Source organism: Paenibacillus sp. 01T424, assembly GCF_056398745.1.
On the sequence record NZ_JBFTPZ010000001.1, the window covers coordinates 267,964 to 284,945 of the forward strand.

Sequence of the window (16,982 nt, forward strand, 5' to 3'; positions counted from 1 at the left end):
TCTATCATGCACATTCTACCTTAAAACAAACTTAAAAGGAATTTAAACAGAAATAAAAAAAACGCTCCCAAATGATTTTGGCAGCGTTTTTTTTGAGTGCTTCTACGATGTGAATCAATGCGGAAAAAGCTGCTCTACTTCATTTAATGTTTCTTTTGCGCGATCAATCCACTGCGGTTCTACTTCAGCATCTGGATTCGACGGTGATTGGAATTGATCAAACAGCGCTCCGACTACACGTACCGATGCTTCCGGATCATTTCCTTCTCTGTACTCATGCTTAAGCACGTACGGTGTACCGAGTATAATCCTCGCTTCATTATCTTTTTCCCCAACATCAATATGACCAGCAATGACTTCAAAAGGAATGCGAAGCCAAATCTTATTCGCATCATCAAGCGCGCGGTCAAAGGAACCAGCAGCATACTCCCAGTTGCCGCCAAGCGTGAATTGCTGCGACTCCAGCAGCTCTTTCGTTTCTAAGAAATGTTGCTCCCGTGATTCCAGCACGGACGAAATGGGTATCATGAAGGCGTCTCCTTTGCACTAGCTTATTTCTAATCTCTTTTTGCTAGTAGGTAGTATACCCTTCCATTTCCACCTTTATGTGCGATTAGCCCAGCCCTTGCGATGGGCCAGAACTGCAAGCTGTGTACGGTCGTCAAGCTCACATTTCATCAATAAATTGCTGACATGTGTTTTCACTGTTTTTACGCTTATATGCAGCTCTTCTGCAATTTCTTTGTTCGATTGTCCATCTGCAATAAGCAGCAAAACTTCCTTCTCACGTTCCGTTAACCCCTCGTCACCAGACTGAGCAGTCTTCTGTCTTAAGCCTCTCGTTAATGCCTGCGATACGTCAGCAGTCATGACCGGCATTCCTTTGAATGCGCCGCTGATCGCATAAATAAGCTCTTCTGCAGAAACGGTTTTGAGCACGTAGCTGACAGCGCCAGCCTCTATCGCACCATAAACCTTGTCATCTTCGAGGAAGCTGGTCAGCATTACGATTTTCATATCAGGAAAATGCGAGATAATCGCCCTTGTGGCTTCAATGCCATCCATGCCGGGCATCATCAGATCCATCAAAATAATATGAGGTCTATTTTCATCCGAGCTAGCCTTCAGCAAGTCAATTGCTGATTGTCCATTGCTCGCCTCTGCAATGACATGAAGCTTTGGCTCCAGCATTAGATAAGTTCGAAGGCCCGTCCTTACCATATCATGATCATCCACGATCATTACTTTTATTAGTTCAGATGCATTCATTATTCATACTCTCCCCGCTACATTTTTGGTATCGTAACCTTTACCCTCGTCCCGCTCCCAGACTTGCTCCAAATTTCGGCTGCACCGCCAAGCTTCTGTGCTCTCTCCTGCATCGTAGACAGTCCATATGAGCCGCGTCTTACCTCATCTACCTTGAAGCCAACTCCATCATCCTGCAAAATCATGCTAACCTGCCGTTCCGTATCTGCCATTGTCAGCGTGCAGCCCTTTGCGTTTGCATGCTTTACGATATTCGCCATCGCTTCTTGGACGATAAGAAAAAGCTGATGCTCCTTCGCTTCGGATAAACGCTCCTTCAAGCGCCATTCCAGCTCACCTTGCAAATTGTTTTGGCGGCAATAATCAGGGAACCACTTATCAAGCGCTTCATATAAAGTCCGACCTTCAAGCTCCATAGGACGCAGCTGAGCGATGAAGTTCCTCATTTGTTTCTGAGCCAAATTAGACATATTGACGAGCTGCTCAAGCACAGAATCCGCTCGTTCGCGATCAACCTGCTGCAGCTTTGGAAGCGATGAAGCGCACATATGGATAGCGAATAACTGCTGGCTTACTGTATCATGCAAATCCCTTGCCAAACGCTTGCGCTCCTCGAGCACTGCCGCTTCATTAGAAGCAGACTCCGTCATCACATACTCTTCGCCGCGTACTTGCAGCCATTTCATCTTTTCTTCCATCTGCTGAGCGAGCTCATTAAACTCACGATAAACCTCATTAAATGAATTATGACCGCCCTCAGTAATCCGAACGCCGTAGTTGCCGTTTGATGCTTGCTTCAGCGATAAATGAAGCGTATCAATTCGGCGTCCAATGCGCTGTGCAGCCCAGTAACCGAACGCCACGCTGACAAGGAGGAAGACGGAGGCAGCCCCTAGGCGCACTTCCGTCTTATTGACTTCATCTAAGAGTCCATTCCAGACCACCGCTCCAAGTATTAGAGACACGGTTGATGCGATGACAAACATACCGATGAGCTCCCACTTTCCGCTCCTCAAAAACCGAACCATCATACTCGAATCACCCTACCTTTGTAACACGAACATCTCCGATAAACGTGCTGACGACCAGCTTAATTTTTTTGTTAGCTTCCTGATAAGTTGGCGATTGAATATTGATATTCGTAAACAATCCGCCTTCTTTCTGGCCAAGCACCTTCACATCGCCAATAAAGGCGCTTGATACAACCTGTACGCCTACTTCGTAATCATTCGGAACATATACCTTTACATCGCCAATAAATGATGATACATGAATTTTGGTTTCGCCCATGGATACTTGTGCCTTTGTTAAATCAAGCACGGTATCACCGATGAAATGGGAAATATTAAGCGGCTTTAAATCCCAATAATCATGACCGATATGAATATCCCCAATAAACCCGGAACGATTCTGCACATTGGAATCATTATGGTTCCACCATTCCACATGCTCCTTATGATTTCGTTTCCATTCTTTTTCATTTTTTTTGTATTCTGATTTATGGTGATTTTTCCATTCCTTATACTCTTTCTTGGTGGCAGAAAAATCATCATATGGTTTGTTTGATGCGCTTTCCTGCTTCTCTTCCTTAGTGTGCGTGTCCGCAGGCTGCTTCGTTGGATCAGGGTGAAGAGGCGGCGCTGGCGGAACAGACGCTTCATCAGTGTAAGGGCGGTAAGATTTCCAATCATCTGTTGGCGGAGCTTGGCGTTTTGATCTTGGTCTCCAAATAATATTGATCCCGACTAAAATCACAACTATTGGCCAAATGTAAGGAATGATGTCGCCAATAGACCATGAGAACAAGTTTAAATTGCGTCCCAAAAATACACATCCGATTAATAGGACAATCGCGCCCCACCAGCTCGAACCCGAGCCGTACGTTCTGCTGGACAACAATCCGCGAATACCTACAATCATAATGATTACAGGCCAATAGGTAGAAAATAAATCTCCAATATCAAAGGCCACATGACCCGTTTGATTCAGTAAAAACAAGACGCCAACTGCAATGATGATTAACCCGGTGAATAACCGGTTTGCGAAGTTTCCGTTCATGCGGCACCAGCTCCTTACGATTCCATCGTCGTTTGATATTCTTAGTATAACGGACAACATGCAATAGAAAAAGGGACGACCGATTGAATTGTTAGTCAGTCTCTAGACTGAGCTTTTGTTGATTCTATCCATTTAAACCTAACATGCGTCACGAAACATAACGCAGAGCGTTGACATTGTTAACGTCTACTATTTATAATGATGAACGGATTAAGAAAATAGAGACCGCTATGCATGAATATTRGGAATAGGAGATGAAGAAATGGACGTTATCGAACTGTCAAAAGGACTGGATACCATCTGGGTCGTTTTGACAGCAGCCATGATCTTGCTCATGGAGGGCGGTTTCGCATTGCTTGAAGCAGGATTTGTCAGGCAAAAGAATGCCGTCAGCATCATCATGAAGGTTTTTGTCGACATCGCTTTCGGCGCACTCGTTTTTTACTTTTTTGGCTTCGCACTCATGTATGGGCAGGACGCAGGCGGAATAATCGGAACGACCGGCTTTCTCATCAACGGAGACCTGTCTCACATAAAACTAAATATTACGCACGAAACCTTTTGGTTATTCCAATGCGCATTCGTTATAGCCGTCATTTCAATCGTGTCGGGCGCAGTTGCAGAAAGAATAAATTTTAGAGCTTATATTTTACTCACTATTGCAATGACCGGCTTCATTTATCCGCTAGCCGGACACTGGGTATGGTCAAGCAGCGGCTTTCTTGGCAAGCTTGGCATGATCGATTTTGCAGGCTCTGCTGTCATTCATGCTTTAGGAGGTTTCTCCGCTCTTGCCGCAGCCATTTTCATTGGTCCAAGAATCGGTAAGTTCAGTCCAGACGGCAAAGCCAATATCGTTCCGCCTTCCAACTTGCCGCTTGCTTCTGTAGGAGCGTTCATTCTATGGTTTGGCTGGTTCGGGTTTAATGCAGGCAGCACACTTAGCGCTACAAACGGCTCAATCGGACATATTGCAATTACAACGATGCTCTCGGCAGCTGCAGGCGGCGCAACATGTATTCTGTTTACAATGTTCCGCTACAAGAAAGCAGATCCGCCAATGGTCATCAATGGCTCACTCGCCGGCCTCGTAGGCATTACTGCTGGCTGCGCATTCGTATCTGACATCGCTGCAATTGGGATCGGCGCAGTATCCGGCATCGCGATGGTGCTGGTCACTGAATGGCTGGAACGCAGGCAGATCGACGATCCAGTCGGCGCCTTTGCCGTACACGGCGTCAGCGGCAGCATCGGAACAATTGCAGTCGGCTTATTCGCACTTCCCGAGCTAACCGAGGGCGTAGGCAAGGGCTACTACGGTTTATTTTATGGCGGAGGCTTCAACTTGCTCGGCGTTCAAGCATTAGGGCTCGTAACGGTTTCCTTATGGGGCTTCGCTTTAACTTGGGGCGCACTATGGCTGATCCGCAAAATTATGCCCGTCCGTGTATCCAAGGATGAGGAGCTCATCGGCCTCGATGTTGGCATTCACGGTGTTCCCGCATACAGCCAGGAGCATGATTTCCTCGATTATGATCGCTTAAAAAACAGCAAATAAACATAAAGAACCGCCCAAGCCGGAATGGCCTGGACGGTTCTTTGCTATTATTTAGAATGATCATTCCATTAATCGTTCATCTCATTGGCCAGCTCATAGGATACCGTTACAATATCGCTTGGAGCCGATACATTTTTGATGGAGCGAGCACTTTCGATTTCCAGACGGAGCGCACGAACCTTCTCCATCGGTTTTCTTACAAAATGAATATATTCAACGGCCAGATGATGATCTGGCTTCCTGCCAGTCAGCATTCTTCGAAGTGTAGACATCGATTGATACGCGCGGTCTTCCATCAGCCTTCTTTTCTCATAACGCTCAACCATCTGTTCAATTTCAGCTATTTCCTGCTCTTTCTTAGCAACGTAAGCATCAATAAAAGGTAAAACCTCGCCCGCTTTACGATGATGGGCAGCAATTACAAAGCCTGAATGAATGATCGGATCTGTCATGAGTATTCACCTGTCTTGTCATGTTATTATTTCTTACATATGTAATCATACAACAAACCGAGGTCATTTGAAAACTGTTTTTTATTAGATCAAAATAACGTTGCGATGAGCAGAGGATAAATAAAAAGAGGAACCGATAACGGTTCCCCTTTGTTTCCTTCTCATGGCATAGCAAAAAAATATTACTTCTCAGCTTTTTGCTGAGCATTGTTTGCCGCTTGTTTGTTAGTAGCGTTATTTTGGTTAAACTCTTCTGCGAATTCTGCATTGTATTGATTGTTTTGGGCTTTGTTGTTTTTGTTTTTAGCCATTGTATTCACCTCCCCGTTTCATTGATAGTATGGCATTCTTGCCGCTTATTATACGACTCATTTACGATTCTAAATACGTCTGCGGAATAGGCTTTCCAGCCTCTATAGCCAAGTTGATTTTGTTCAGCCATGCCTGCGAAAGCTTGCCCGTTCCCATACGCAGCACCTCTACATGAACGGTGCGCTTGCCCCACTGCTCATACACCTGCTTGATCGTTTCAAAATACAAGTCGATGCGTTTTCCCTTAATCGCTGAACCCGTATCAGCCACGACGCCATAGCCATAGCCAGGTATATAGAGCAGCGTCCCAATGGGAAACAGCCTCGTATCCGCCGCAATCGTTGAGACTTGATCCCTGCGTACCTTTACGCCCGAATAGGTGATTCCGTATTGTGGATGCCCAGGCCGTTTACCGGTCGATTCTACGCCAGCTGTGTAGCCTGTAGCAACAACTTCAACCTTTTTCGGCTTCGTGCGCGCAGCTGCCTCTGACTTGCCCAGGTTGTCGCTTTTGCTTGCAACAGGGCTTTGCTCAGGTGCTGATGCTTCAGCATGAACCGTACCGCCGCCCTTTGTATCTAAACCGATTACGATAACAGTTAGGAGCAGCAATGCCGTTAATCCTTTTTGAATATAAAAAAAGCTTGTAGCCATCTGGGTACTTCCTCCTCAGAAGAATAATGCCCCGATGGCTCAAGCTTTATGCGTTATTTATTATTGTTCTTTGTTTGCGATCTGCTTTTGCAGCTGCGAAATCAGCTCTGCAACTGGAATAGCGCCAAGATCGCCTTCACCGCGTTTCCTTACGGAGACGGCTTCAGCCTGCATTTCATTCTCGCCCACTACGAGCATGTAAGGCGCTTTCTCCAGCTGAGCCTCACGAATTTTGTAGCCCAGCTTCTCATTGCGCAAATCACTTTCTACACGAATGCCGTTTTCTTGCAGCTGCTCGGCAACTTTACGGGCATACTCCTCATAGGCAGTCGATACCGGAATAACCTTCGCCTGTACTGGCGACAACCACAATGGAAGCGCGCCAGCAAAGTTCTCAAGCAAGAAAGCTGTCATTCTTTCCATCGTGCTTATAATGCCGCGGTGGATAACGACCGGACGGTGCTTCTTGCCATCATCGCCGACATATTCAAGCTCGAAACGCTCAGGAAGCAAGAAATCAAGCTGTGCAGTCGACAACGTTTCTTCTTTGCCAAGCGCCGTTTTAATTTGAACGTCAAGCTTAGGACCGTAAAATGCAGCTTCTCCTTCAGCCTCGAAGAATGGAAGCTCCAGCTCCTCAACCACTTCACGCAGCATGCGCTGTGACATTTCCCACATCTCATCATTTTGGAAATACTTTTCTGTATCCTTAGGATCACGATAAGATAAGCGGAAACGATACTCTTTAATTCCGAAATCTTCATACACTTTGCGGATCAAGTTAACCACGCGTGCAAATTCTTCTTTGATTTGATCCGGACGGCAGAAGATATGCGCATCATTTAGCGTCATGGCACGTACGCGGTGCAAGCCTGTAAGCGCGCCTGACATTTCATAGCGGTGCATTGTGCCAAGCTCAGCAATCCTAACAGGCAGGTCGCGGTAGCTGCGCATGTCGCTTTTGAACACCATCATATGGTGTGGACAGTTCATTGGACGAAGAACAAGCTCTTCGTTGTCCATAATCATTTTTGGGAACATATCCTCGCTGTAGTGCTCCCAGTGACCGGAGGTTTTATAAAGCTCCACATTTGCAAGCACTGGCGTATAAACATGCTCATAGCCCAGTCTTTCCTCAAGATCCACGATATAACGCTCCATTGTTCTGCGAAGCTTCGCGCCATTCGGCAGCCATAGCGGCAAGCCTTGGCCAACCTCACGTGAGAATGTAAACATTTTTAGCTCGCGGCCTAGTTTACGGTGATCGCGTTTTTTAGCTTCCTCGAGGAAGTGAAGATGCTCATCCAATTGTGCTTTCTTAGGGAAAGCTGTTCCATAAATACGCTGCAGCATTTTGTTTTTGGAATCTCCGCGCCAGTAGGCACCTGCTACGCTAAGCAGTTTAAAGGCTTTAATACGGCCTGTAGATGGCAAATGCGGTCCACGGCATAGATCGAAGAACTCCCCTTGGTCATACATCGTAATAACCGAATCAGCTGGAAGATCACGAATAAGCTCCAGCTTCAAGTTATCATCAAGCTCAGTGAAAATCGAAAGCGCCTCGTCTCTGCTAACTACACGACGACGAATGTCGATGTTTTGCTGAACGATTTTTTCCATTTCCTTCTCGATCTTTACAAGATCCTCAGGCGTCAACGATTGCTCCATATCAATATCATAGTAGAAGCCATCTTCGATTACTGGACCAATTCCAAGCTTAACATTAGCATTGCCGTATATCCGTTTGATCGCTTGTGCCAGCAAGTGGGCTGTACTATGGCGGTATACCTCAAGGCCGTCTGCTGAATCTACTGTAACGATTTCAATTGCAGCATTGTTCTCGATAGGTGTGTATACATCAACTACTTTGCCATCGATTTTTCCGGCAATCGCATTTTTACGCAAACCCGAGCTGATCGAGCCTGCTACTTCTTCAATAGTTGTGCCAGCCGCATATTCTCTTACCGCGCCATCTGGCAAAGTGATTTGAATTGTCATTTTGGTTCATCCTCCATTTTGTCCGTAAGCGAATTACGCTTCCATTCATCATTTCAAGCAAAAAAGAGCACAAAAAAAGCACGCATCCCTAAAAAAGGGACGAGTGCTTGTGTGCTCGTGGTTCCACCCTACTTCGACTGCTCTTTATTCCTATCGCAGCAGTCCTCGTATTATCTGGTAACGGAGATTTCCGGTACAGCATACTGCTATAGCGCTCAGCTTCATAAGAAACCAGCTATAGGTTGGGCCATACAGCTTCAAAGGGGTACGCCTGTGGACATTGTGGAAGGAAATTACAGCCAAGTTTCCTCTCTCTGGACCAAATATCATAAACAGACACATGTCTTTTTCATTGCCGATTACATCGTATATGTGTGTCATTATAGCTCGACTTACGCGTTTGGTCAAGGCTATAAGCTTCAAATAGACAGTAATTTCGTTAATTCGCCTATGGCTGAACGAGTTCATCAAGGCTGCTGCTGCAGGATGCGCATTGCGTGCAAAGCGTGACACGCTGGTCAAAAATCGTTTGAATCGTTCGAATCACTTGCATATCCTGCTGCCTCGTATGAATCGTAATATGCTTGGGAGATACAGCAATCAGCGAGCTGATTACCATGTCTTCAATGTTCATTTCCGTTTCAAGCATTTCGGCTACGATACGATCGGTTGGAGGGTTCGGATCAAGCGGTTGAAACTTTTCATCATAGAGCATGAATTCATGACCGCCCTTATGCAGCAAATGCACCATAGGCAGCTTTGTATCTTGAAGAAACACAAAATATTTTAACAGGGAAATAAACTCCTGATATTGTTTATCGAGCACATACTCATCTAATGCGTATTCCACAACTTCGGCTAGTTCTTTACGATAGGGCTCAAGCCTGAAGGTTGTAAACCCCTTTACATTAAGCTCCGTGTTATCCTGCAAAAAAAGCTCGACCTCTGCAGCCACTTTGCTTTTCCTTCTTAGGCGATCCGCATCCAAAAATCTCGTTCCAAGGCTATCCCATTCTTTCCCATGCAGCAAATCATGACAATACCGCTCAATAGCAGCTGTATCGGCTGAACTGTTATGGCGATACTTTCTGCGAATAATAGCAGCAAGCATCCCTGGTTCCATCTCACTTACTACAAATTCAGCTATGGCTAGTGATGCTGCTTTATATACGATGTGACCATGCGTTTTTAACTGAAAATTTGGCAACAGCGCTAGACAGCTTATATTTTGATCCGATACCTGCTGAAACTCGATGACGGCTGTTTGCTCCGTTTTTGAGCCAATATGTAAATCGACGAGCGCTTGTTCCTTCAACAATTGAGTTAGTTTATTAACCGACTTTTGGAGACTTGCAGGTAACGATACCGTGAATAGCTCCATCAGCTCACCCCTTTCTTTCCTTATCAGTATATGGTGACGCGTTCGGGGATATACGATGAAGACATTGGAATGTAAGGGAAGCAAGCATACAAAAAAACGTTTGCCGAACTTCCCACTATGCAGCGAGAAGCTCAACAAACGTATTTATATTGCTTATATCGGTCTAAAAAGCATTAATTTTGCATAACAAAATCGAGATCTGCTTTATCGGATTCATTGTAAACCTTCAAAATATTATATTTTGTATCCCGTTGAGCCGGAATTTTGCCGCACTCGCGAATAAGCTGAAGAATAAGTTCAATGTTCACTTTATGTGTTGTTCCAGCTGCTGAAACGACATTTTCCTCAATCATGGTGCTTCCGAAGTCATTGCAGCCATAAGACAGTGATAACTTGCCCATTTCAGGCCCCATCGTTACCCAAGAGGATTGGAAATTCGGAATATTATCAAGCATGATTCGGCTAGCAGCAACAATACGCAAATATTCCTCTGGCTTTGCTTTCTCAAGCTTCAGGTTTGTATTGTCTGGCTGGAATGGCCACGAAATAAACGCCAAGAAACCCGTCGAATCATATTTGTTCGCGATGCACTCATCTTGAGCATCACGGATGCGCAGCATATGTAATGCGCGCTCTTCAACGGTCTCGCCAAGACCATAAACCATCGTTGCAGTCGTATTCATACCATGACGGTGTGCAGACTTCATTACATCCATCCAGTCCGTCCAAGAGCCCTTCATGCGGCTGATCTTGCGGCGAGTGCGATCGTCCAAAATTTCAGCGCCGCCGCCAGGCAAAGAATCAAGTCCAGCATCATGCAGTTGTCTTATCACTTCATCGAGAGAAAGGCCATCTGATACAACCTTCATCTTCTGAATTTCCGCTGGAGAGAACGAATGCATCGTTATGCCAGGGTAATGCTGTTTAATTTTGCGAAGCAGATCCAAATAATACGTAAACGGCAAATCTGGATTCGTACCGCCCTGCATCAAAATTTCAGTTCCACCCACATCGATCGTTTCTTGAATTTTGCTCAAAATCGTATCGTCAGGCAGTACATAACCCTCTTTAGAGCCTGGAGCGCGATAAAATGCGCAAAAACGGCAATAAACATCACATACGTTCGTGTAGTTTACATTTCGACCAACAACAAAAGTTGTTATTGGATCTGGATGATGCTTGAGCATGATTTGATTAGCTACATGCCCCATCTTTTCAATCTGATTCGAAGCTAATAATTCCATGCCTTCTTCGAGCGAAACACGCTCGCCGCGCAACGCTTTATCCAAAATATGGTCCAACGTTCCCATTCCGCAAGACCTCCTTATTCCCGTTCTATTTATGCTAACCATCACTTCATCCTAACATAGATCTCTAGTGCAAGTCACCCGCCGTATGATGGCATCTCGCCCTGAAATAAGGAAAAACACGGCATGTTCGTGAGAACATCCGTGCTTTCCTTTCTTTTAGTCCCAATTAGGCACGAAGCGCATTATCCAAATCTTCAATAAGATCCTCAATATCCTCTAGACCAACAGAGTAACGCACCAAGCCGTCCGTAATGCCGCGTGCATGACGCACTTCTTTCGGCATTGCTGCATGCGACATCATAGCTGGGTAAGAAAGAATGCTCTCTACTGCACCTAAGCTGACAGCTACTAAAGGAATTTGAACCTTGCTCAGCAAAGATTTGGCACGCTCTCCACTTCCAACATCGAAGGATACGACAGCTCCATACCCAAGCGACTGCTTCTCATGTATCGCCCGGCCGGGATGATTCTCTAAACCAGGATAATAAACCGCTGTTACTTCCTTATGCTCCGACAACCATTCAGCTAGTCTGCGAGCGCTTTGTTCGCTATATTCCATCCGAGCTTTCAATGTTTTCATGCCGCGCATCAACAGCCATGATTCTTGGGCGCTCAGAACCGTTCCCATTCCGTTTTGAAGCTGTTTCAAACGTTTGCCTAGACCTTCATCTGCGGTAACTGCAAGCCCAGCCAGCACATCGCTGTGGCCGCCTAGAAACTTCGTCGCACTGTGCAAGACGATATCGACGCCATGCTCAATTGGACGCTGATGATACGGAGTCATGAACGTATTATCAAGCAGTGTAAGCAGTCCATGCTCTTTTGCCCAAGCTGTCGTTTCTGCAATATCTGTGATTTTGAGCGTCGGGTTGGAAGGCGTCTCCATAAATACAGCTTTTGTATTTGGCTTAAGCGCCGCCTTAACCGCTTCAAAATCCGTCATATCAACAAAAGTAGACTCAATGCCCAGTCGATCCAAAATCGTCGTCAGCAAGCGGTAAGTTCCGCCGTAGACATCCTCTGTTACGATGACATGCTCACCTGCAGAAAGCAGCAAAAACGTGGTTGAGATTGCAGCCATGCCTGATGCAAAGGCGAATCCGCGAGCACCGCCCTCAAGCAAAGCGATATAATCCTCTAGCGCTTGGCGTGTAGGATTGCCCGAGCGGCTGTAATCATATTGCGGCGGATTGAAAATATCATGATGATGGAACGTTGAAGCTTGATAAATAGGTACGCTTGAAGCTCCTGTATGCTCGTCAATTTCTGCTCCGAAATGCAGCAGCTTCGTTGCAAACCGGCGATCTTGAGGTTGAATTTTGTCGTTGCCCATTAGTTGTTAACCTCCTCGATTTCGCGTTTGGCAGCTTCGAGTGCTTGCGCCAAGTCACTGATCAAATCATCTGCATGCTCAATTCCTACGGAGAAACGAAGCAGACGGTCGTCAACGCCTATCGCTTGACGAATTTCAAGCGGAATATCAGCATGCGTCTGAACCGCTGGGTAGGTCATCAAGGATTCAACTCCGCCCAAGCTCTCAGCAAATGCAATGAGCTTAATGTGACGAAGAATTGGCTCCACATAACGAGCGTCCTTTAATCGGAATGAGAAAATGCCAGTATTGCCGGATGACTGTTTGTTCTGAATTTCATGGCCAGGATGGTGAGGCAATGCCGGATAATAAACATCCTCAACGGCTGAATGCTCAAGCAAATAATTAGCAATTGCGGTAGCATTAAATTGGTGGCGCTCCATACGGAGCGCGAGCGTCTTCATTCCCCTCATTAGAAGCCATGAATCCTGAGGCCCGAGCACTGCTCCAATTGAATTGTGCAGGAAGGCCATCTCATCCGAGAGCTCCTTGCCTTTGGTTACAATAAGACCAGCAAGAACGTCATTGTGACCACCTAAATATTTAGTCGCGCTATGAATGATAATGTCAGCACCCAGTTCTATAGGACGTTGGAAAAAAGGCGTAAGCAGCGTATTGTCTACAATAGTAAGCAAGCCTTTTGACTTCGCCCACGCAGTTACTTTCTCAATATCCGTAATCATCATAAGCGGGTTAGTTGGCGTTTCGATAAGTACTGCTTTTGTGTTCGGCGTCCATAATGCCGCCATCGCATCAATATCGTTGGTATCCACATAAGATGCCGTCACACCAAATCTCGACATGATCCGCTCCAACAAGCGATAAGTACCGCCATATAGATCAAGAGATACGATCAAATGATCGCCCTGACTAAATAAGGCGAATATCGTTTGCAGCGCGGCCATGCCGGAGCTACAGGCAAATGCCGCATCGCCAGCTTCTAATTGTGCAGCCGCTTCTTCTAATACCGCTCTGGTTGGGCTTTTGGTACGCGCATAATCAAATCCTGTACTCTGTCCCAGCTTAGGATGACGAAATACTGTTGATTGGTACACTGGAAAACTTACCGCTCCAGTTACAGGCTCTTTAATAGATCCAATCTGTGCTAAATGGCTCTCTATCTTCATCTTTATATAGCGCTCCCTTATTATATGGTTTTAAATGCCTCCACCCAAATCATACGGTGTTTGCTGGTAAACATAATAATTAAGCCAGTTCGAGAATAATAGGTTGGCATGCGCACGCCATGTTGATAACGGCGGGTTAGCCGGGTTATCACCTGGGAAATAATTTTTTGGTACATCTATTTGGTGCCCTTTGGCTTGATCGCGATCATATTCATATTTAAGTGAAGTTGGATCATATTCGGAGTGGCCTGTGACGAAAATTTGTCTGCCGTCTTTTGAAGCCACGATGTATACGCCCGAATCCGCTGATTCCGATAAAATATCGAGGGAATCAAGCTTCTCGATGTCCTCGCGGCGTACCTCTGTGTGACGAGACTGCGGCACAAAAAACATTTCATCAAAGCCTCTCAGCAAATTAACATTCCGTTTTTCAATCGTGTGTGGGAACACACCAAACATTTTGCTGTCCAAGCTGTATTTGGGAACATTAAAGTGATGATAGAGCCCAGCTTGTGCGGCCCAACAAATATGGAAAGTTGAAGTTACGCGCCTTGCGCTCCAATCCATAATTTCTTTCAGCTCTTCCCAGTAGTTTACATCCTCGAAAGGCATATGCTCTACCGGCGCGCCTGTAATGATGAGACCATCATAATATTCATCCGAAATTTCATCGAATGTTTTATAGAAGGATTCCAAATGATCGGCTGATGTGTTTTTTGATGTATGTGTTCTTGGATGCAGCAGTACAACCTCAACTTGTAGCGGCGTATTGCCGATAAGTCTAAGCAGCTGCGTTTCGGTTGTTTCCTTGGTAGGCATTAAGTTCAAAATCGCAATTCTGAGCGGCCTAATATCCTGATGGTAGGCGATGCTCTCATCCATGACGAAAATGTTCTCGTTGTTTAATACCTCTTTGGCTGGTAAATTGTCAGGCACTTTAATTGGCATAGGTATCACTCCTCTAGAAGCAGTATGACCGCTTGAACATGAAAAAGACCCTTTCTGCTGTGAGAAAAGGTCGTATGCTCAGTAAATAAGCCATCCGCCTCTCTCATCTCTCAGAAACATTAAAGTTTCCGCAAGAATTAGCACCGTGCGTTTTACACGCCGGTTGCCGGGCTTCATCGGGCTAGTCCCTCCGCCTGCTCTTGATAAGAAAGTAGTCTATTCAATTTTCCGCGGTTTCATTTCACCTTCACTTTAATGCATTCTGACAATTGCGTCAAGATCCTCTATTCATATCCTTGACATTTAGATGAAAAAAACGATTGTTTTTAGGCTTGAATGTAAAGCTGACGCGGGAGTATACTAGACAAGAATTATTTCATTTATTTGACTTATAAAGGGGTGCATATGGACATGGAAGGCGACCGACCGAAGCCTGAAAACGATCGAATACGGTTACTGCCGGCCAAGTCCGATTCAGCCGGCAGTTTCCTCTGAAGAAAGAAAGGAGTGACTCCGGATGAAAATCCGCCTTGTTAGCAATGGCATGTTCACCACTATTGAAGATATTAACGAAACACTTATTCCCTCGAAAGAAGGATTTTACTGGATTGACGCTGATGTGGAGGATCTTGCTATTTTACAGCCCCTATTCAGCATGCACGATCTGGCAGTTGAGGATTGCCTCAGTGAAGAGGAGCAGCGTCCAAAAATTGAAATTTACGAAAGCCATTATTTTATTGTAATCAACAGCATACGATTTGATGACGAAGAAATCTTCCTAAGGGCACTCAATATTTTCCTTGGCCGCCATTTCATTATTACGGTCACCAAGCAAAAAATTAACGAGCTTCGTTCTCTAAAGCCTGTGCTGTGGGAACAAGAGGTTAGCCGGCCCGATTATTTCTTGTATCATCTCGTCGACATTGTTGTCGATAATTATTTCCTCGTTGGCGACCGCATTGATACGCGCATTGAAGCGCTTGAAGAAGATATATTAATGCACACTAAGAAATCGCATTTGAACGAAATCATCGGGCTCCGCGGTGAAATATTGTGGCTGAGGAAAGTGCTCGGTCCACAACGCGATGTCATTGCAACGCTTAACAAAAAAGATCTGAAGCTCATTGATGATCAGCTGCAAAAATATTTCAGCGATATATACGAGAACGCCTTGAAAATTGCCGAGTCCTTCGATACGTACCGCGATCTCATGGGCAACTTACGCGAAGCTTATCAGTCCAGCGTATCCAACCGTGCCAATGAAATCATGCGCGTATTTACAGCAATTACGACTATATTCATGCCGCTGACCTTTATAACCGGCATCTATGGGATGAATTTCGATTTCATTCCAGGCCTTCACCTTAGGTTAGGATCATACATTTTACTTGGTATCATGCTGCTGCTTGGCATAAGCATGTTTTATATTTTCCGCAAAAAAGAATGGCTCTAGAGACCTGTGCCATCTTCATTACAGAGCTGCACTCGTACGGGCAATTTATGCCTAACGAGCTGCAGCCTTTTTGCTGTAATGGCCGCTATCCTTTATAATAGTAGAATATGAGTTTGAGCATTAAGTACCTATGAGAGGGGGATTGACGTGAATATTAGTCAGCTTGAAACACTCCTTACGATATCCAAAACGATGAGCTTCAGGAAAGCTGGCGAGCTGCTGAATCTCACACAGCCTGCTGTTTCGGCACAAATCAAAAGCCTTGAGGATGAATTCAAAACGATTCTCATTAATCGCAATCAGCCAGTTACATTAACGGAACACGGACAAGTTTTTTTGGAGCATGCGGAGCAAGTTCTTTCAATCGTGGAAGAACTGAAGCAGAAGCTTTCCGATATGAACCTTACGCCGCAAGGACACATATTACTCGGAACTACGGCTTCAATAGCGATTCAGATTTTACCGCGCGTGCTATCCTATTTTCAAAACCAATTTCCTTTTATTAAAACAACGATTCATTCCATGCCCTCATCCCAAGTTATGGCCAGTGTCGAGAACGGGTCAGTCGATATAGGGATTACATATCTTTCTGAAAAAAATCCGAACGTTTCCTCCTCCGTCCTTTATTATGATACATTTGAGCTCGTCGTTCCGCCTTCCCATCCCATGAGCAGGTTGACGCATACGACAGTTGATACGCTTAAGGACATTCCAATGATTATGCTTGCTCCAGACACGCTTGGCAGGCGATTTGTCGATCAAATTTTTCGTAAATACAATATTCAACCCAATATCGTAATGGAGGTTTCCAGCAGCGAAGAAGTGAAGCGCATGGTTGAAATTAATTTAGGCGCCGCAGTCGTATCCAAACTTTCGATAGCAAACGAACTCCGTATGGGTACACTAAAAATGATAAAGGTCAACGAGCTTGAAATAAGTCATCCCGTTGGAGTGGTTTATAAATCAGGCCGTTACATCAATACCGCACTGAAGCAATTTTTAAGTGATCTAAAAGGCATGCCTGAGCATCAATTCATTAGCAGCGAGTAGTCGACAAGAAGCTTCCACTAGACAAACAACTAGGAGAGAT

The 16,982-nt window shown here is 45.3% G+C and carries 16 protein-coding genes and 1 riboswitch; of the genes, 3 read left to right on the forward strand and 13 right to left on the reverse strand.

The window, feature by feature from the left end; genetic code table 11:
• Nucleotides 1–114: 114 nt before the first annotated feature.
• The 4 genes from AC1DPK_RS00995 to liaF form a co-directional block, all read right to left on the reverse strand.
• Nucleotides 115–528, reverse strand: coding sequence for a YugN family protein (locus tag AC1DPK_RS00995; protein WP_076267599.1), 414 nt, complete (start codon nt 526–528; stop codon nt 115–117).
• A gap of 75 nt (nt 529–603) precedes the next feature.
• Nucleotides 604–1,269, reverse strand: a complete 666-nt coding sequence (locus AC1DPK_RS01000) for a response regulator (RefSeq protein WP_076267598.1) — start codon at nt 1,267–1,269, stop codon at nt 604–606.
• A gap of 17 nt (nt 1,270–1,286) precedes the next feature.
• On the reverse strand, nt 1,287–2,300 hold the full coding sequence (locus tag AC1DPK_RS01005; protein ID WP_477508992.1) for a sensor histidine kinase: 1,014 nt from the start codon (nt 2,298–2,300) through the stop codon (nt 1,287–1,289).
• 7 nt (nt 2,301–2,307) lie between these two features.
• Entirely contained in the window at nt 2,308–3,327 is a 1,020-nt protein-coding gene (gene liaF, locus AC1DPK_RS01010) for a cell wall-active antibiotics response protein LiaF (protein WP_477508993.1), read from the reverse strand.
• A 262-nt stretch (nt 3,328–3,589) separates the two neighbouring features.
• Here liaF and AC1DPK_RS01015 point away from each other — a divergent pair, with 262 nt between their 5' ends.
• On the forward strand, nt 3,590–4,885 hold the full coding sequence (locus AC1DPK_RS01015; RefSeq protein ID WP_441876809.1) for an ammonium transporter: 1,296 nt from the start codon (nt 3,590–3,592) through the stop codon (nt 4,883–4,885).
• A gap of 68 nt (nt 4,886–4,953) precedes the next feature.
• Here AC1DPK_RS01015 and AC1DPK_RS01020 read toward each other — a convergent pair whose 3' ends face one another.
• From AC1DPK_RS01020 to metA, 9 genes are all read right to left on the reverse strand, one after another.
• Nucleotides 4,954–5,337, reverse strand: a complete 384-nt coding sequence (locus AC1DPK_RS01020) for a hypothetical protein (protein ID WP_339204396.1) — start codon at nt 5,335–5,337, stop codon at nt 4,954–4,956.
• Nucleotides 5,338–5,519: 182 nt separating this feature from the next.
• Nucleotides 5,520–5,648, reverse strand: coding sequence for a hypothetical protein (locus tag AC1DPK_RS01025; protein WP_477508994.1), 129 nt, complete (start codon nt 5,646–5,648; stop codon nt 5,520–5,522).
• Between the two features lie 61 nt (nt 5,649–5,709).
• A complete protein-coding gene (locus tag AC1DPK_RS01030; protein ID WP_477508995.1) occupies nt 5,710–6,303 on the reverse strand; it encodes a 3D domain-containing protein in 594 nt (197 codons plus the stop codon).
• Between the two features lie 60 nt (nt 6,304–6,363).
• On the reverse strand, nt 6,364–8,301 hold the full coding sequence (gene thrS, locus AC1DPK_RS01035) for a threonine--tRNA ligase (protein ID WP_477508996.1): 1,938 nt from the start codon (nt 8,299–8,301) through the stop codon (nt 6,364–6,366).
• A 448-nt stretch (nt 8,302–8,749) separates the two neighbouring features.
• A complete protein-coding gene (gene ytxC, locus AC1DPK_RS01040) occupies nt 8,750–9,682 on the reverse strand; it encodes a sporulation protein YtxC (protein ID WP_441960589.1) in 933 nt (310 codons plus the stop codon).
• A 173-nt stretch (nt 9,683–9,855) separates the two neighbouring features.
• Nucleotides 9,856–10,992 carry a cyclic dehypoxanthinyl futalosine synthase gene (gene mqnC, locus AC1DPK_RS01045; protein WP_477508997.1) on the reverse strand — a complete coding sequence of 379 codons (1,137 nt, stop codon included), beginning with the start codon at nt 10,990–10,992 and terminating at the stop codon, nt 9,856–9,858.
• A 166-nt stretch (nt 10,993–11,158) separates the two neighbouring features.
• Nucleotides 11,159–12,325 carry a trans-sulfuration enzyme family protein gene (locus tag AC1DPK_RS01050; protein WP_477508998.1) on the reverse strand — a complete coding sequence of 389 codons (1,167 nt, stop codon included), beginning with the start codon at nt 12,323–12,325 and terminating at the stop codon, nt 11,159–11,161.
• Nucleotides 12,325–13,491 (reverse strand): aminotransferase class I/II-fold pyridoxal phosphate-dependent enzyme, encoded by a 1,167-nt coding sequence (locus AC1DPK_RS01055; protein ID WP_477508999.1) that lies wholly within the window; start codon nt 13,489–13,491, stop codon nt 12,325–12,327. The genes AC1DPK_RS01050 and AC1DPK_RS01055 overlap by 1 nt, the downstream gene beginning before the upstream one ends.
• Before the next feature lie 30 nt (nt 13,492–13,521).
• Nucleotides 13,522–14,439 (reverse strand): homoserine O-acetyltransferase MetA, encoded by a 918-nt coding sequence (gene metA / locus AC1DPK_RS01060; RefSeq protein ID WP_339204404.1) that lies wholly within the window; start codon nt 14,437–14,439, stop codon nt 13,522–13,524.
• A gap of 100 nt (nt 14,440–14,539) precedes the next feature.
• A riboswitch (SAM riboswitch) is annotated at nt 14,540–14,649 on the reverse strand.
• 307 nt (nt 14,650–14,956) lie between these two features.
• Here metA and corA point away from each other — a divergent pair.
• Both corA and AC1DPK_RS01070 read left to right on the forward strand, forming a co-directional pair.
• Nucleotides 14,957–15,892: a magnesium/cobalt transporter CorA gene (corA, locus tag AC1DPK_RS01065; RefSeq protein WP_076267586.1), complete on the forward strand. Its 936-nt coding sequence runs from the start codon at nt 14,957–14,959 to the stop codon at nt 15,890–15,892.
• 147 nt (nt 15,893–16,039) lie between these two features.
• A complete protein-coding gene (locus tag AC1DPK_RS01070; protein ID WP_076267585.1) occupies nt 16,040–16,942 on the forward strand; it encodes a LysR family transcriptional regulator in 903 nt (300 codons plus the stop codon).
• Nucleotides 16,943–16,982: the final 40 nt, after the last annotated feature.

What these genes read in the sequence shown, in the direction of transcription:
- AC1DPK_RS00995 (WP_076267599.1), bottom strand. Translation starts at nt 528, where the DNA reads ATGATACCCATTTCGTCCGTGCTGGAATCACGGGAGCAACATTTCTTA.
- AC1DPK_RS01000 (WP_076267598.1), bottom strand. Translation starts at nt 1,269, where the DNA reads ATGAATGCATCTGAACTAATAAAAGTAATGATCGTGGATGATCATGAT.
- AC1DPK_RS01005 (WP_477508992.1), bottom strand. Translation starts at nt 2,300, where the DNA reads ATGATGGTTCGGTTTTTGAGGAGCGGAAAGTGGGAGCTCATCGGTATG.
- liaF (WP_477508993.1), bottom strand. Translation starts at nt 3,327, where the DNA reads ATGAACGGAAACTTCGCAAACCGGTTATTCACCGGGTTAATCATCATT.
- AC1DPK_RS01015 (WP_441876809.1), top strand. Translation starts at nt 3,590, where the DNA reads ATGGACGTTATCGAACTGTCAAAAGGACTGGATACCATCTGGGTCGTT.
- AC1DPK_RS01020 (WP_339204396.1), bottom strand. Translation starts at nt 5,337, where the DNA reads ATGACAGATCCGATCATTCATTCAGGCTTTGTAATTGCTGCCCATCAT.
- AC1DPK_RS01025 (WP_477508994.1), bottom strand. Translation starts at nt 5,648, where the DNA reads ATGGCTAAAAACAAAAACAACAAAGCCCAAAACAATCAATACAATGCA.
- AC1DPK_RS01030 (WP_477508995.1), bottom strand. Translation starts at nt 6,303, where the DNA reads ATGGCTACAAGCTTTTTTTATATTCAAAAAGGATTAACGGCATTGCTG.
- thrS (WP_477508996.1), bottom strand. Translation starts at nt 8,301, where the DNA reads ATGACAATTCAAATCACTTTGCCAGATGGCGCGGTAAGAGAATATGCG.
- ytxC (WP_441960589.1), bottom strand. Translation starts at nt 9,682, where the DNA reads ATGGAGCTATTCACGGTATCGTTACCTGCAAGTCTCCAAAAGTCGGTT.
- mqnC (WP_477508997.1), bottom strand. Translation starts at nt 10,992, where the DNA reads ATGGGAACGTTGGACCATATTTTGGATAAAGCGTTGCGCGGCGAGCGT.
- AC1DPK_RS01050 (WP_477508998.1), bottom strand. Translation starts at nt 12,325, where the DNA reads ATGGGCAACGACAAAATTCAACCTCAAGATCGCCGGTTTGCAACGAAG.
- AC1DPK_RS01055 (WP_477508999.1), bottom strand. Translation starts at nt 13,491, where the DNA reads ATGAAGATAGAGAGCCATTTAGCACAGATTGGATCTATTAAAGAGCCT.
- metA (WP_339204404.1), bottom strand. Translation starts at nt 14,439, where the DNA reads ATGCCAATTAAAGTGCCTGACAATTTACCAGCCAAAGAGGTATTAAAC.
- corA (WP_076267586.1), top strand. Translation starts at nt 14,957, where the DNA reads ATGAAAATCCGCCTTGTTAGCAATGGCATGTTCACCACTATTGAAGAT.